This window comes from Plasticicumulans acidivorans (assembly GCF_003182095.1).
Taxonomy (GTDB): domain Bacteria; phylum Pseudomonadota; class Gammaproteobacteria; order Competibacterales; family Competibacteraceae; genus Plasticicumulans; species Plasticicumulans acidivorans.
Window position 1 is genome coordinate 58,542 of the sequence record NZ_QGTJ01000011.1, and the last position, 12,891, is coordinate 71,432.

The following is a 12,891-nucleotide window of genomic DNA, read 5'->3' on the forward strand; positions in this document are numbered from 1 at the left end:
CGCCATGATCTCGCGCTTTTTCATCGACCGTCCGGTGTTCGCGGCGGTGCTGTCGATCGTCATCGTCATCGCCGGCCTGGCCGCGATCAAAGGCCTGCCGATCGCACAGTTCCCGGAAATCACCCCGCCGCTGCTGCAGATCAGCGCCTCCTACCCGGGGGCCGACGCCGAAACCGCCTCGGGCACCGTCGCCGCGCCGATCGAGCAGCAGGTCAACGGCGTCGACGGCATGATCTACATGCAGTCGAACAACTCATCGAGCGGTGACACCGGCCTCAACGTCTATTTCGACATCGGCACCGACGTCGATCGGGTGCTCACCGACCTGACCAACCGCGCCAATCTGGCCAATCCGCAGCTGCCGCAGGACGTCACCCGCAATGGCGTGGTGATCAAGAAGTCCTCGCCGAACATCCTGATGGCGATCGCGGTGCTGTCGGACGGCTCGCGTGATCCGAACGAGGTCGCCAATTACGCCTCGATCAACATCGTCGACGAGATCAAGCGCATTCCCGGTGCCAACCAGGTGTCGATGTTCGGTCTCACCGACTATGCGATGCGCGTCTGGCTCAAGCCCGATCGCATGGCCGAGCTCGGCATCACCACCTCCGATATCCGCTCGGCGATCAACGAGCAGAACGCCCAGCCGGCCGCCGGGCGCATCGGTCAGGAGCCCACCGCCGGGCCGGTGCAGCTGTCGTTCCCGGTGACGGCGCGCGGGCGGCTGACCACGTCCGAGGAGTTCTCCAACATCATCCTGCGCTCGAACCCGGATGGTTCGGCGGTCTATCTGCGTGACGTGGCGCGCACCGAGCTCGGCATCCGCAGCTACGACGTCTCCAGTCAGGTCAACGGCAAGGACGCGGCCGTCATCCTCGTCTACCAGCAGCCCGGCGCCAATGCGCTCGACGTCGCCACCGCCGTGCGCCAGGCGCTCGACCGCATGTCCAAGAGTTTCCCCACGGGCGTCAGCTACGCGGTGCCCTACGACACCACCAAGTTCATCAATGTCTCGATCGAAGCGGTGATCCACACCTTCTTCGAGGCGGTGGCGCTGGTGGTGATCGTCGTCTTCCTGTTCCTGCAGAGCTGGCGGGCGACGGTGATTCCGTTGCTGGCGGTGCCGGTGTCGATCATCGGCACTTTCGCCGGCATGTACATGCTCGGTTTCTCGATCAACACGCTGACGCTGTTCGGCATGATCCTGGCGATCGGCATCGTCGTCGACGATGCCATCGTCGTCGTCGAGTCGGTCGAGCACAACATGGCGCATTTCGGCATGACGCCGAAGGAGGCTGCGCGGCGCACGATGGACGAGGTCAGCGGGCCGGTCATCGCCATCGTGCTGGTGCTGTGTGCGGTGTTCGTGCCGGTCGGCTTCCTCGGCGGCATCACCGGCCAGCTCTATAAGCAGTTCGCGATCACCATCGCCATTTCCGTGGTCATCTCCGGCATCGTCGCGCTGACGCTGTCACCGGCGCTGGCGGCGCTGCTGCTGCGCCCGGCCAAGGGCGAGAAATGGCTGTTCTTCAGGCTGTTCGAGGCCGGCTTCAACAAGCTCACCGGCGGTTACCTGCTGGGCGCGAGCTTTCTGGTCCGTCGCGCCCTGCTCGGGACGCTGCTGTTCGCCGGCATGCTGGCGATCACTGTCAGCCTGTTCAAGACGGTGCCGACCAGCTTCGTGCCGGATGAGGACCAGGGCTACCTGATCGCGGCGGTGTTCATGCCCGACGGCGCCAGCCTCGAACGCACGCGCGAGGTGGCCAAGCGGGTATCGGCCGAGGCGCTGAAGAATCCCTCGGTGGAGGACGTGCTGACGCTGACCGGCTTCAACATGCTCGACTCGCAGAACAAGCCGACGGCGGCCACGGTGTTCGTGACGCTCAAGGACTGGAAGGAGCGCAAGGACCCGGCCCAGTTCGCCGATGCGGTGCGCAAGCAGCTGCAGAAGACCTTCGCCTCGCTGCAGGAAGGCGTGGTGCTGGTGTTCAACCCGCCCCCGATTCCCGGTCTCGGCACCACCGGTGGCTTCGAGTTCTGGGTGCAGAACCGTGGCGAGGGCGGTACCGCGGCGCTGGAGAAGGCGCTGCACGAGATGCTGGCCAAGGCCAAGGACTACCCGGCGCTGGCCGGTCTGAGCACCACCATCCGCGCCAATTCGCAGCAGCTGTACGTCGATCTCGACCGCGAGCGCGCCCGCGCCCTCGGCGTCAAGATCAGCGACGTGTTCGATCTGCTGCAGGGCCTGTTCGGCAGCGTCTACGTCAACGACTTCAACAAGTTCGGGCGGACCTACCGGGTCATCCTGCAGGCCGAGCCGGAATACCGCAGTACGCCGGAGGACATCAGCAAGGTGTTCGTGCGCTCCTCCAGCGGGCAGATGGTGCCGCTGTCGGCGCTGGTGCAGGCGCGCTACACCACCGGGCCGGATAACGTCGCGCGTTTCAACGGCTTCGTCGCCGCGCGCATCAACGGCAGCGCGGCGCCGGGTTATTCCTCAGGGCAGTCGCTGGCGGCGATGGAGCAGCTGGCGAAGGATGTGCTGCCGGAGACGATGACCTTCGCCTGGGCCGGCCAGGCTTTCCAGGAGAAGCAGGCGGGATCGTCTTCGGCGATCGCCTTCGTCTTCGGCCTGATCATGGTGTTCCTGATCCTGGCGGCGCAGTACGAGAAGTGGAGCCTGCCGTTCAGCGTCATGGTGGCGGTGCCCTTCGGTGTCTGCGGCGCGCTGATCGCGGTGTTCCTGCGCGGCCTGCCCAATGACGTCTACTTCCAGATCGGTCTGGTGACGCTGATCGGCCTGGCGGCGAAGAACGCGATTCTCATCGTCGAGTTCGCCGTCGAGTTCCGCCATCAGGGCAAGTCGGCGCTGGAGGCGGCCCTTGAGGCCGCGCGCCTGCGCTTCCGGCCGATCGTGATGACCTCGCTGGCCTTCATCCTCGGCTGCGTGCCGCTGGCGATCAGTACCGGCGCCGGCGCCAACAGCCGTATCTCGATCGGCACCGGCGTCATCGGCGGCATGCTCGGTGCGACGCTGCTGGCGATCTTCTTCGTGCCGCTGTTCTATCGCCTGTTCGATCGCAAGGGACCGGCCACCGCCGAAGAGGGCGAACACCATGCGTAAGGGGCTGTGGGTCGCCTGTGCCGTCAGCCTCGGTGGCTGTTCCGCGCTCGGCCCGGACTATGAGCGGCCGCCGCTGGAGGTGCCGGGACACTGGCGCCTCGATCCGGCGCAGACCAGCGAGCTGGTCAACGGCGCCTGGTGGGAGCAGTTCGGTGATCCGCAGCTGAACACGCTGATCGGTATCGCACTCGACGAGAACCGTGATCTGCGCATCGCGGTGGCGCGCGTCGAGGAATACCTCGGCCGCTACGGGGCGACCCGCGCCGACCAGTTCCCGCAGGTCGCCGCCGGCGCCGATGCCGGTCACGGACGGACCGCGGAAAGCCAGCGTCTGCCCGGCTCGGCGGCCACCGCCAGCCAGTTCGACGTCAATCTCGGCGCCAGTTTCGAGCTCGACCTGTGGGGGCGGCTGCGCCGTGCGACCGAGGCGGCGCAGGCGGATCTGCTGGCGCAGCAGGAGGCGCGGCAGACGGTGGTGCTGACACTGGTCAGCTCCGTCGCCAACGCCTACATCTCGCTGCGCGAGCTCGACCAGCGGCTGACGATCACGCGCACGACGCTGCAGAGCCGGGCGGAGTCGATGCACCTGGCGCAGCGGCGTTTCGAGGTCGGCCTGACGCCGGAGCTCGATGCACGCCAGGCGGAGTCGGAATACGAGTCGACGCGGGCGATGGTGCCGCAGCTCGAACAGGCGATCGTGCAGCAGGAAAACGCCTTGTCGCTGCTGCTCGGCCGCAACCCCGGGCCGATCGTGCGCGGCCGCACCCTGGTCGAACTGCGCCGGCCGGTGGTTCCCGCCGGCCTGCCGTCCGACCTGATCGAGCGCCGTCCTGACATCCGTCAGGCCGAGCAGCAGTTGGTCGCTGCCAACGCCCAGATCGGCATCGCCCGCGCGGCCTATTTCCCGGTGGTGTCGCTGACCGGGGCGCTCGGCAGTGTTTCGCCGCAGCTGTCGTCACTGTTCGGCGGGCCGGCGCGCGCCTGGAGCTACGGTGCCGGCCTGAGCGTGCCGGTGTTCACCGCCGGCAAGATCGCCGGGCAGGTGCAGGCGGCCGAGGCCGTGCAGCAGCAGACGCTGGAAAACTACCGCAAGACGGTACAGACGGCGTTCGCCGAGGTCGAGAACGCCCTGGTCGCCGCCAGCAAGACCAGCGAGCAGCTCGAAGCGCAGGCACGTCAGGTCGAGGCGCTGCGCAGTTATCTGCGGCTGGCGCGGCTGCGTTACGACAACGGCTACACCAGCTACCTGGAAGTGCTCGATGCCGAGCGCAACCTGTTCAGTGCCGAGCTCAGCCTGGCGCAGACGCGTGGCAGCGAGCTGTCGACGCTGGTCAATCTGTACAAGGCGATGGGCGGCGGCTGGGTCGACGAGGCTGCACGCCGTTCGACGCTGGTTTCTCCCGGTGTTGCCGGCGCGCCACCGTCAGCGACGGCGACCCGCGGCACATAGCCCCCTGTCACGGACCGGCGCCGGCCCGTGCGGCTGCGGCCAGGTGGCCGGGCATGCGCTTTGTCATGGCCCGGTTGCCGGCCGTTCGCGTACAACCCTAAAGGACGGAAGCAAACCCGCAGGCAGCGGCGGTGCGGGTCGTCGTCGCGCAGACGGCCTGTTTGCGACTGCATCCGGCACCATTGCGGATATCGTCTGTCTGATTCGATCACGTGGGCGCAGGAGGAACGCGTTACCCTTGCTGCGTTCTGCTTCTCCCCGTTTCGCATCGATCTGGAATTGCATCCATGCTCAAACCTTTGCTCGCCGGCCTGGCCTTGGCCCTGGCTACTCCGCTGTACGCCGCTGATCAGCCGGCCCAGCCCGACATGGCTCGTCTCAATGCGCTGCTGCAGGGGAACAAGCCCGACAGCGTGCAGCCGAGTTCGATTCCCGGCCTCTACGAAGTCGTCATCGGCAGCCAGCTGTTTTATCTGAGCGCTGACGGTCGCTTCGCGATGCGTGGCGACATCATCGATCTGGACACGCAGCAGAACCTTACCGAGGCGCGCAGCAACGGTCTGCGGGCCAAGGTGGTCAATGCCGTGCCGGAAAGCGACATGATCGTCTATACGCCCGAGGGCAAGACGCGGCACACCATCACCGTGTTCACTGACATCGACTGCCCGTACTGCAGCAAGCTGCACTCCGAGATGGACCGTTACCTGCGCGCCGGCATCAAGGTGCGCTACCTGGCCTATCCGCGCAGCGGCCTGGCGGGGGAGTCCTACCGCAAGGCGGTCAATGTCTGGTGCGCTGCGGATCGCAAGACGGCGATGACGCAGGCCAAAGCCGGGCAGAAGCTGCCGGCGGCGAACTGCGATAACCCGGTCGCGCGCGAGTTCAACCTCGGCAATCAGATCGGAGTGCAGGGCACGCCGGCGATCGTGCTCGAATCCGGTGAGATGGTGCCCGGCTACGTGCCGGCCGAGAAGCTCGCACAGCTGCTCGACGCCCCGGGACAGTGAGCCTGGAGCAGGCGGCGCCGGCTGCTGCTCGGCAGCCGTAAACGTAAAGCCCGCTCTGACGCGGGCTTGAACTGAGTCGGATGGCGGTTTGAGCGTTCAGTAAAGCAGCGAGGCCATGCGCCGGCGGTAGGTGCCGGTCAGCGGGTGTTCCGGACCGAGCAGCTCGAACAGCGCGATCAGCCCCTTGCGTCCGGCATCGTCGCCGAAGCTGCGGTCGCGGCGCATCAGCTCAAGGAAGTGCGTGGCCGCGGCTTCGTATTCGCCGACTTCCTGCAGCTCGCTGGCCAGTGCCAGACGCACCGCGTGGGCATTGGGATCGGTGGCCAGCTGGGCTTCCTGGGCGCTGAAGTCGGCCTTTGGCGCGGCGGCTTCGAGCGTGGCCAGGTGGGCGAGCAGTTGCGGTACCGGCTCGGTTTTCTGGATTGCTTCCGGCAGTGCGCGCAGCAGGCGGCCGGATTCGAGCATTTCGCCGGTTTCGAGCAGCTTGGCGGCCAGCGCCACCTTGAGATCGAGTTCGGCGGGTTCCTGTGCGATGCCGTCGCGCAGGGTTTGCAGTGCCTCGTCCTGACGGCCGCTGAGCCAGAGCTGTTCGGCGGCATCGAGAATCGCATCGGCCGCGCGCGGGCGGTAGGCGTCGATGCGCTTGCGGTATTCGGATTCCGGCTGCACGCCGGCCAGCATGTCGACGATCTGGCCATCGCGTACCACCATCACCGTCGGCAGCGAGCGCACGTTGAAATGGCTGGCGATGGCCTGCTCGCTGTCGGCGTTGATCTTGGCGAGCAGGAAGGCACCGGCGTACTCGGTGGCCAGGCGTTCGAGCATCGGGCCGAGCGTGCGGCAGGGTTCACACCAGTCCGCCCAGAAGTCGACCAGCACCGGGACTTCGAAGGAGTTGTCGATGACGAAGCGCTGGAAGTCGTTCAGGCGAACGTCGAAGACATAGCTTTGCGGCTGGTTCATGAGGTGTTCCTGGGACATGCCGGTGAAATCGGCCGGATGATGCGGCGCGCGCTCGGCGCCGGCAAGCGGCGAGCAGGCCGCTCAGCGTTCAAGGAAAGGCAGCTTGCCGGACTTGCCGTCCCAGTCGGCGGCATCGGGCAGCGGCTCTTTCTGCTCGGTAATGACCGGCCACTGCTTGGCGAGTTCGGCGTTGAGGGCGATGAAGGCTTCCTGCCCGCTCGGCAGATCGTCTTCGGAGAAGATCGCCTGCGCCGGGCATTCCGGCTCGCACAACGTGCAGTCGATGCACTCATCGGGGTCGATGACCAGGAAGTTCGGCCCTTCATGGAAGCAGTCCACCGGGCAGACTTCGACGCAGTCGGTGTACTTGCACTTGATGCAGTTTTCAGTGACGACAAAGGCCATGGCTGGCTCCTGGGGGTTGAGCGGCGGGCGCGCAGTGTACGGCGCGTGCTGCACGGGACGAAATAACCGCTGTGCATGAGGCGATCACCGGCCGCCGCCGCGGCCGGGCCGACCGGTTTCAGCTGCCGGCAAGTGTCTTCAGGTGGTATAGCGCCTGCAGCGCCTCACGGGGACTCAAACCATCGGGATCGAGTGCGGCGAGCGCTTCGAGCACGGCGTTCGGCTCGGCGGCGAACAGCGACAGCTGCGGATCGGGCTCGGCCGGCAGCGCAGCGCGGGCGCGGCTGCTGCGTTCGAGTTCGCGCAGCTTGCGCTTGGCGGCGCTGATCACCGACTGCGGAATGCCGGCCAGCGCGGCGACCTGCAGGCCGTAGCTGCGGCTCGCCGGCCCCTCCTGCACCGCATGCATGAAGACGATGCTGTCGCGGTGCTCGACGGCATCGAGGTGGACGTTGACGATGCCGGGCTGTTCTTCGGGCAGGCGGGTGAGCTCGAAGTAATGGGTGGCGAACAGCGTGAAGGCGCGCGTCTGCGCCGCCAGATGCTGGGCGCAGGCCCAGGCCAGCGACAGGCCGTCGAAGGTCGAGGTGCCGCGGCCGATCTCGTCCATCAATACCAGCGACTGCGCGGTGGCGTTGTGCAGGATGTTGGCGGTTTCGGTCATCTCGACCATGAAGGTCGAACGCCCCGAGGCGAGATCGTCGGCGGCGCCGATGCGCGTGAAGATGCGGTCCAGCGGGCCGATGCGTGCGGCCTGCGCCGGCACGAAGCTGCCGATATGGGCGAGGATCGCGATCAGCGCCGCCTGACGCATATAAGTCGATTTGCCGCCCATGTTCGGCCCGGTGATCACCAGCATGCGCCGCTCCGGCGCGAGCTGCAGGTCGTTGGGCACGAAGGGCGCATCGAGTACCTGCTCGACCACTGGATGGCGGCCGGCACTGATCGCCAGTCCCGGTTCGTCGACCAGCTGCGGGCAGCTCAGGCCGAGCGCCTCGGCGCGTTCGGCCAGGTTGGCGAGCACGTCGAGCTCGGCCAGCGCGGCCGCGAGCTGCTGCAGCGGCAGCAGGTTGGCGATCAGCGTATCGAGCAGCTGTTCATAGAGGGCTTTTTCACGCGCCAGCGCCCGTTCGCGCGCCGACAGCACCTTGTCTTCGAAGGCTTTCAGCTCGGCGGTGATGTAACGCTCGGTGCCTTTGAGCGTCTGCCGGCGGATGTAATGCGCCGGCACCGCATCGGCGGCGCTGCGCGCCAGCTCGATATAGAAACCGTGCACGCGGTTGTAGCCGACCTTGACGTTGAGCCCGGTGCGGGCGCGCTCGCGGGCTTCGAGGTCGATGAGGAACTGGTCGGCATGTTCGGAGAGCTGGCGCAGCTCGTCGAGCTCGGCGTCGAAACCGGGGGCGATGACACCGCCGTCGCGGATCAGCACCGGCGGTGTGTCGACCAGCGCGCGTTCGAGCAGCGCCAGCGTCTGCGGGTGTTCGCCGAGGGCATCGAGCAGCTGCTGCAGGCGCGGTGAATCGACCGCGGCGGCGGCGCGCAGCTCGGGCAGCCGGCTGAGCGCCGCGCGCAGGCCGCTCAGGTCGCGCGGGCGCGCCGAGCGCAGGGCGATGCGCGCGATGATACGTTCGACGTCGGGCACGCCGCGCAGCACCTCGCGCAGCGTCTCGCTCTGGCGGTCGGCCAGCAGTTCGCCGATGGCGTGCTGGCGCAGCCGCAGCGTGGCGTGCGCGCGCAGTGGTCGGGCCAGCCAGCGGCGCAGCAGGCGCCCGCCCATCGGCGTCACCGTGCGGTCCATGACGCCGGCCAGTGTGTGTTCGGGGTGGCCCGACAGGCTGTGGTCGAGTTCGAGATTGCGCCGGCTGGCGGCATCGAGGATCAGCGCGTCCTCGCGCCGTTCGACGGCGAGCGCGGTGAGGTGCGGCAGGGCGCTGCGTTGGGTGTCCTTGACGTACTGCAGCAGCGCGCCGGCGGCGGCGACCGCGATCGGCGCCTCCTGCGCACCGAAGCCGTCGAGGCTCTGCGTGCCGAACTGCGTGTTCAGCGTGCGCGCAGCGGTGGCGGTGTCGAAATGCCAGCTGGCCAGGCGACGCAGGCCTGCGCGTTCGCCGAGGCCGGCCGGCAGCGGCAGGTCCTCCGGCGCCAGCAGCTCGGCCGGGCGCAGACGTTCGAGCTCGGCGAGCAGTGCCTCGGCGCCGCGCAGCTGCATCAGCACGAAGCGGCCACCGGCCAGATCGAGCGTCGCCAGCCCCCAGTCTTCGTGCACGGCGTAGAGCGCCAGCAGCAGATTGTCGCGGCGTTCTTCGAGCAGGGCTTCGTCGGTGACGGTGCCGGGGGTGACGATGCGCACGACCTTGCGCTCGACCGGGCCTTTGCTGGTGGCCGGGTCGCCGATCTGCTCGCAGATCGCCACCGACTCGCCGAGGCGCACCAGCTTTGCCAGGTAGCTTTCGACGGCGTGATAAGGCACGCCGGCCATCGGGATTGGCTCGCCGGCGGACTGCCCGCGCGCGGTCAATGTGATGTCGAGCAGGCGCGCCGCCTTCTTTGCATCCTCGAAGAACAGTTCGTAGAAATCCCCCATGCGATAGAACAGCAGCACGTCGGGGTGTTGCGCCTTGGTGCCCAGGTACTGCTGCATCATCGGCGTGTGGCGGGAAAGATCGGTGGCTTGGCTCATGGCGGCGCAGTGTAGCGGAAGGTGGTGATGCGTCGGCTGATGCGGTTTCCTGTTGTACGATGCGGGGCTACCGCCGACGGCCTATCAGGGACTTTCATGATGCGTAGCTGGCTCAAGACCGGGGTTCTCGTATTGGCGTTCGCCACGGCATCGGCGAGCGCGGCGGACTTCGATGAGATTCGTCGTCTTGCCGACGAGGGACAACGTGCCGTGGCGATCAGCCGGCTGGACGACCTGTTGGTGCGTGATCCGGGGGATATCTCGGCGCGCTTCCTCAAGGGACAGATCCTGCTCGACATGGGTAATCTGCCGGCGGCGCGGGAGACCTTCGCCGATCTCACCCGGCGCGCGCCGAAGCTGCCCGAGCCGTACAACAACCTCGCGGTGATCTACGCCGCCGAGGGCGACTACGACAAAGCGCGTCAGGCGCTGGTGACGGCGACGCAGCAGGCGCCGGATTACGCCGCGGCGCAGATCAACCTCGGTGATCTCTACGTCAAGCTGGCGCTGGAATCGTATCGGCGGGCGCTGGAGCTCAACCCGGCCGACGAGGCCTCGCGCGCCAAGCTGCTGGCGCTCGACTCGCTGTTCCAGCACTGACCATGGCTGTCGATCAGGAGTTGTACCAGCTCGCCGAACGCGTCGGCCGTGCGCTGCAGGCACATGGCTGGCTGTTCGCCACGGCCGAGTCATGCACCGGCGGCTGGATCGCCGAGGCAATGACCGCCGTGCCCGGCTCCTCGGCGTGGTTCGATCGCGGCTTCATCACCTACTCGAATACCGCCAAGCAGGAACTGCTCGGCGTGCCGGCGGCGACGCTCGATGCGCACGGCGCGGTCAGCGAGGCCACGGTGCTGGCGATGGCCGACGGCGCGCTGGCGCATTCACCGGCGCAGATCGTCGTCGCCGTCTCCGGCATCGCCGGCCCTGATGGCGGCTCGCGGACCAGGCCGGTCGGTACGGTCTGGCTGGCCTGGGCGCAGCGGGGCGGTGCCTCCGCGGCGCAATGCCGGCACTTCGACGGCGACCGCGACAGCGTGCGCCGGCAGACGGTGCTGGCGGCCCTGCACGGCGTGCTTGAGCGCCTGGACGGGGCAGTGCTTGTCGGCTGAAGCGATGCAGCGCCTGTTTCTGGCGCTGTGGCCGGATGCCGATACCCGGCGAGCACTGGCGCGGCTGGCGCGCAGCCTGACACCACAGCCGGTGCCAGCGCACAATCTGCACCTGACCCTGGTCTTTCTCGGTGCGACGCCAGCGGCACAGGCGGCGGCCTACCGGGCGGCCCTCGCCGGGCTGCAGCCGCCGCCGCTGACGCTTGCGCTCGATCGAATCGGCTGCTGGCGTGGCCCGCGCGTGCTGTGGGCCGGACCGTCGCAGCCGCCGGCCGCGCTGCTCGCGCTGGTCGACGAACTCAACAGCCGCCTGCAGCCCTGCGGCTTCGTGCCTGAGGCACGTCCTTTTGCTGCCCACGTCACGCTGGCGCGCCATCATCGTGATGCGCCGGCGCAGTGTGAGCTGACTGAGCCGATTCACTGGCCGGCGCGTGAGGTGGTGCTCGCCGAGTCCTGCAGCACGGCGGACGGCGTGCGCTACGCACCGCGCCTGCGCTGGGCCGTCGAGGGCTAGGTCGGGGGGCGCTTTCGTGGCATGATCCGACCCCTTTGCACTGGCGAAGCCGGCGGATTTTCGGGGGTTTCAGGCAATGGATGAGAACAGGAAGAAGGCACTTGCCGCGGCGCTCGGACAGATCGAGAAGCAGTTCGGCAAGGGCTCGGTGATGCGCCTGGGGGATGCCCAGGCCGCACGCGACATCGATGTCATCTCCACCGGCTCGCTCGGGCTCGACATCGCACTCGGTGTCGGCGGCCTGCCGCGTGGCCGCGTCGTCGAGATCTACGGGCCGGAATCTTCCGGCAAGACCACGCTGACGCTGCAGGTGATCGCCGAGGCGCAAAAGCTCGGTGGCACCTGTGCCTTCGTCGATGCCGAGCACGCACTCGATCCGATCTACGCCCACAAGCTCGGCGTCAAGGTCGAGGATCTGCTGGTCTCGCAGCCGGATACCGGTGAGCAGGCGCTGGAGATCACCGACATGCTGGTGCGCTCCGGCGCGGTTGACGTCGTCGTCGTCGACTCGGTGGCGGCGCTGACGCCGAAGGCCGAGATCGAAGGCGAGATGGGTGACAGCCACGTCGGTCTGCACGCCCGGCTGATGAGCCAGGCGCTGCGCAAGCTGACCGGCAATATCAAGCGCGCCAATACGCTGGTGATCTTCATCAACCAGATCCGCCTGAAGATCGGCGTGATGTTCGGCAACCCGGAAACCACCACCGGCGGCAACGCGCTGAAGTTCTATGCCTCGGTGCGGCTCGACATCCGCCGCATCGGCGCGATCAAGAAGGGCGACGAGGTCATCGGTTCGGAGACCCGTGTCAAGGTGGTCAAGAACAAGGTGGCGCCGCCGTTCAAGCAGGCCGAGTTCGAGATCCTCTACGGCGAAGGAATTTCGCGCCTCGGCGAGCTGATCGACCTCGGCGTCAAGGCCAGCATCATCGACAAGTCGGGTGCCTGGTACAGCTACGTGGGCAACCGTATCGGTCAGGGCAAGGAGAATGTCCGTCAGTATTTCAAGGACAATCCTGAACTGGCCGCCGAGGTCGAAACCAAGGTGCGCGCGCATTACCTGTCGCACCCGGAGGCGATGCCCGTCGTGCCGGTGAGCGAGGAAGCGGGCGAGTCCGCGGATGAGTTCTGAGGACATCGCTGCGTTGCGGCGCGCGGCCATCGGTCTGCTGGCGCGCCGCGAACACAGCCGCTTCGAACTCCAGCACAAGCTCGCGCGGCGGGATGACGTCTGCGCCGAGGACATCACCGCGGTGCTCGATGAGCTGGAGGCCGAGCGGCTGCTCAGCGACCAGCGCTTCGCCGAGGTCTACGCCGTTTCGCGTCTCGATCGCGGCTACGGCCCCCTGCGCATCGGTGCCGAACTGCGCACCCGGGGCGTGTCCGAAGCTCTTGTTTCCGTTATCCTTGCCGGCCTTGACGAGGACTGGCAGCCGTGCCTGAGCCGCTTTGCCCGCAAACGTTTCGGTGAGTCGCTGGACAGCGATACCCGCACGCGGGCAAAGCGTTACGCCTTTCTGCGCGGGCGCGGTTTCACCATGACTCAGATCGATCGACTATTCCGTCCCCGCGCGGATGACTGATGCGCCGATTCCTGCGCATCAGCCCCGTACCCACCGCAGCCTGAAGCCAGCAT

Annotated in this window: 11 protein-coding genes; 8 read left to right on the forward strand and 3 right to left on the reverse strand. The window is 67.4% G+C overall.

All coding sequences use genetic code 11. The annotated features are described in order from the left end of the window. The first annotated feature begins 4 nt into the window (after positions 1-4). The 3 genes from C7443_RS16385 (at position 5) to C7443_RS16395 (ending at position 5,581) form a co-directional block, all read left to right on the forward strand. The gene (locus tag C7443_RS16385; RefSeq protein ID WP_110019698.1) at positions 5-3,124 is read left to right on the forward strand and encodes an efflux RND transporter permease subunit; all 3,120 of its coding nucleotides are present in this window, start codon (positions 5-7) and stop codon (positions 3,122-3,124) included. Then, a complete protein-coding gene (locus C7443_RS16390; protein WP_110019699.1) occupies positions 3,117-4,574 on the forward strand; it encodes an efflux transporter outer membrane subunit in 1,458 nt (485 codons plus the stop codon). The genes C7443_RS16385 and C7443_RS16390 overlap by 8 nt, the downstream gene beginning before the upstream one ends. Before the next feature lie 287 nt (positions 4,575-4,861). Beyond that, on the forward strand, positions 4,862-5,581 hold the full coding sequence (locus C7443_RS16395) for a DsbC family protein (protein ID WP_110019700.1): 720 nt from the start codon (positions 4,862-4,864) through the stop codon (positions 5,579-5,581). Positions 5,582-5,677: 96 nt separating this feature from the next. Here the strand turns inward: C7443_RS16395 and C7443_RS16400 are convergent, their stop codons facing one another. From C7443_RS16400 to mutS, 3 genes are all read right to left on the reverse strand, one after another. After that, entirely contained in the window at positions 5,678-6,544 is an 867-nt protein-coding gene (locus C7443_RS16400; protein WP_170123654.1) for a tetratricopeptide repeat protein, read from the reverse strand. A gap of 81 nt (positions 6,545-6,625) precedes the next feature. After that, a complete protein-coding gene (gene fdxA / locus C7443_RS16405) occupies positions 6,626-6,949 on the reverse strand; it encodes a ferredoxin FdxA (protein WP_110019702.1) in 324 nt (107 codons plus the stop codon). A 118-nt stretch (positions 6,950-7,067) separates the two neighbouring features. Next, on the reverse strand, positions 7,068-9,632 hold the full coding sequence (gene mutS, locus C7443_RS16410; RefSeq protein ID WP_110019703.1) for a DNA mismatch repair protein MutS: 2,565 nt from the start codon (positions 9,630-9,632) through the stop codon (positions 7,068-7,070). A gap of 96 nt (positions 9,633-9,728) precedes the next feature. Between mutS and C7443_RS16415 the strand changes: the two genes are divergently transcribed. From C7443_RS16415 to C7443_RS16435, 5 genes are all read left to right on the forward strand, one after another. Further along, on the forward strand, positions 9,729-10,232 hold the full coding sequence (locus tag C7443_RS16415) for a tetratricopeptide repeat protein (protein ID WP_211346198.1): 504 nt from the start codon (positions 9,729-9,731) through the stop codon (positions 10,230-10,232). A gap of 2 nt (positions 10,233-10,234) precedes the next feature. Then, positions 10,235-10,744: a nicotinamide-nucleotide amidase gene (gene pncC / locus C7443_RS16420; RefSeq protein WP_110019705.1), complete on the forward strand. Its 510-nt coding sequence runs from the start codon at positions 10,235-10,237 to the stop codon at positions 10,742-10,744. Further along, entirely contained in the window at positions 10,734-11,258 is a 525-nt protein-coding gene (gene thpR, locus C7443_RS16425) for an RNA 2',3'-cyclic phosphodiesterase (RefSeq protein ID WP_146213324.1), read from the forward strand. The genes pncC and thpR overlap by 11 nt, the downstream gene beginning before the upstream one ends. 76 nt (positions 11,259-11,334) lie before the next feature. Next, entirely contained in the window at positions 11,335-12,387 is a 1,053-nt protein-coding gene (recA, locus tag C7443_RS16430; RefSeq protein ID WP_110019707.1) for a recombinase RecA, read from the forward strand. Beyond that, positions 12,377-12,838 carry a regulatory protein RecX gene (locus C7443_RS16435; RefSeq protein WP_110019708.1) on the forward strand — a complete coding sequence of 154 codons (462 nt, stop codon included), beginning with the start codon at positions 12,377-12,379 and terminating at the stop codon, positions 12,836-12,838. The genes recA and C7443_RS16435 overlap by 11 nt, the downstream gene beginning before the upstream one ends. Positions 12,839-12,891 lie beyond the last annotated feature (53 nt).

Excerpts from the sequence above, each read along its gene's own strand:
- C7443_RS16385 (WP_110019698.1), top strand. The coding sequence starts at position 5 with ATGATCTCGCGCTTTTTCATCGACCGTCCGGTGTTCGCGGCGGTGCTG.
- C7443_RS16390 (WP_110019699.1), top strand. The coding sequence starts at position 3,117 with ATGCGTAAGGGGCTGTGGGTCGCCTGTGCCGTCAGCCTCGGTGGCTGT.
- C7443_RS16395 (WP_110019700.1), top strand. The coding sequence starts at position 4,862 with ATGCTCAAACCTTTGCTCGCCGGCCTGGCCTTGGCCCTGGCTACTCCG.
- C7443_RS16400 (WP_170123654.1), bottom strand. The coding sequence starts at position 6,544 with ATGAACCAGCCGCAAAGCTATGTCTTCGACGTTCGCCTGAACGACTTC.
- fdxA (WP_110019702.1), bottom strand. The coding sequence starts at position 6,949 with ATGGCCTTTGTCGTCACTGAAAACTGCATCAAGTGCAAGTACACCGAC.
- mutS (WP_110019703.1), bottom strand. The coding sequence starts at position 9,632 with ATGAGCCAAGCCACCGATCTTTCCCGCCACACGCCGATGATGCAGCAG.
- C7443_RS16415 (WP_211346198.1), top strand. The coding sequence starts at position 9,729 with ATGATGCGTAGCTGGCTCAAGACCGGGGTTCTCGTATTGGCGTTCGCC.
- pncC (WP_110019705.1), top strand. The coding sequence starts at position 10,235 with ATGGCTGTCGATCAGGAGTTGTACCAGCTCGCCGAACGCGTCGGCCGT.
- recA (WP_110019707.1), top strand. The coding sequence starts at position 11,335 with ATGGATGAGAACAGGAAGAAGGCACTTGCCGCGGCGCTCGGACAGATC.
- C7443_RS16435 (WP_110019708.1), top strand. The coding sequence starts at position 12,377 with ATGAGTTCTGAGGACATCGCTGCGTTGCGGCGCGCGGCCATCGGTCTG.